Source organism: Vibrio sp. Vb0667 (genome assembly GCF_033391095.1).
Genome location: NZ_JAWPOL010000162.1, coordinates 1 through 1471, shown reverse-complemented (window position 1 = coordinate 1471; position 1471 = coordinate 1). Strand labels below are relative to the sequence as shown.

At 44.7% G+C, this 1471-nt stretch carries 1 protein-coding gene and 1 pseudogene; both read left to right on the top strand.

Going from position 1 to position 1471, the window contains the following annotated elements; all coding sequences use genetic code 11:
- A pseudogene (locus tag R8269_RS24265) lies at window positions 1-265 on the top strand (ABC transporter ATP-binding protein); the annotation flags it as partial.
- 174 nt (window positions 266-439) lie between these two features.
- Window positions 440-1471: alpha amylase N-terminal ig-like domain-containing protein (locus R8269_RS24260; protein ID WP_318222781.1), on the top strand; the 1032-nt coding region annotated here is incomplete at its 3' end.

Sequence of the window (1471 nt, the reverse complement as noted above, 5' to 3'; positions counted from 1 at the left end):
CGCGCTTGACCCGCGTATGGCGGCTTTTGTCATCGATTTAACCAAGCGTATCGTCAATGAGTTTGATCTGACGGTGATGATGGTAACGCACTCGATGAAAGACGCGCTCGCTTGTGGTGATAGAACCGTCATGCTCCACCAAGGGGAAATCGTTCTGGATGTCGCTGGAGAGCAACGCGCCAATATGCAAGTGCCTGATTTACTAGACATGTTTTCTAAAGTTCGAGGCGAAGAACTTTCGGATGACAGTTTATTGCTCAATTAAATAGCATGTCTGATTCGTTACGCGTTTCTTCGACATAGTCAGAGCCGCGACTACGCCTACCAAGTGTGATCCTCCTTGAGAAAATAGGTAAAACACCGAATTTCCAAGGAGGATTTTTTATCTCTCATTCTTTAATAAAATAGTGGCATATCCACCTATTAAAGAGTGCTTATTATGTCTTTGCCATTTCTCTTTCATAGCCAGACGGTTGATGGTTTAGCCTTCGATGGTAAACGCGTGAAGGTCTGTCTAAAAACAGAAGCGTTAACATTTGATGCTGTTTATGTGCGTATTGAGCCAGACAACGAAGAATACCTTGTCGCCATGGTGCAATGCGGCAGAGCTGGAGAGTTACTGCTGTGGGAAGTATCGTTCGAGCCGAATAGAGATCGAGACATCACCCACTATGTATTTAAAGTCGTTAGAAACGGTCAGCAATATTGGCTAGACGCACGTGGCGTGCAAAAACGTATTCCGCCCAAAGAATTTCATTTCAAATTGAATGTAAACCATCAACCGCCAAAGTGGGTTCAAGAACAAGTTTTCTATCAGATTTTTCCTGATCGTTTTGCCGCGAGTCAAAGTGAGTCTGCGATTCGTGAAGCGTACTGCGAGTACGATCCTGATGCTGTGATTAAAACGTGGGGAGAACCAGTAGGGAATCACCAAAACTCTGGGGCACGTGAGTTCTTCGGTGGTGATTTAAAAGGCGTTGAGCAAAAGCTTGAGTACCTTGAACAATTGGGTGTAACTGCATTGTACTTCAATCCGATTTTTTCCTCGCCAAGTAACCATAAGTACGACACCACGGATTATTTCACGATTGATCCTATGTTCGGCACCAACGAGCATTTTGCGTCATTGTGCGAAAAAATCCGCAGCAAAAACATGAAGATCGTATTGGATGCGGTCTTTAACCATACTTCTGTGCAGCACCCTTGGTTTGATATTCAGCAGAAAGGGAAAGGCGCGTACGGGAATCCTCAATCCGATTTTCGCGACTATTACTTTTTTGATGGGGAGAGTAATCACTATATTGGCTGGAAAGGTATCGACAATCTGCCGGTATTGAATTTTGAGAATCACGAAGTCAGAGAATATATCTACCAAGGTGAGGCGTCGGTTATCAAACATTGGCTGAAGCCGCCATATTCCGTGGATGGCTGGCGTTTTGATGTCATTCATATGCTAGGTGAAGGGGAGGGG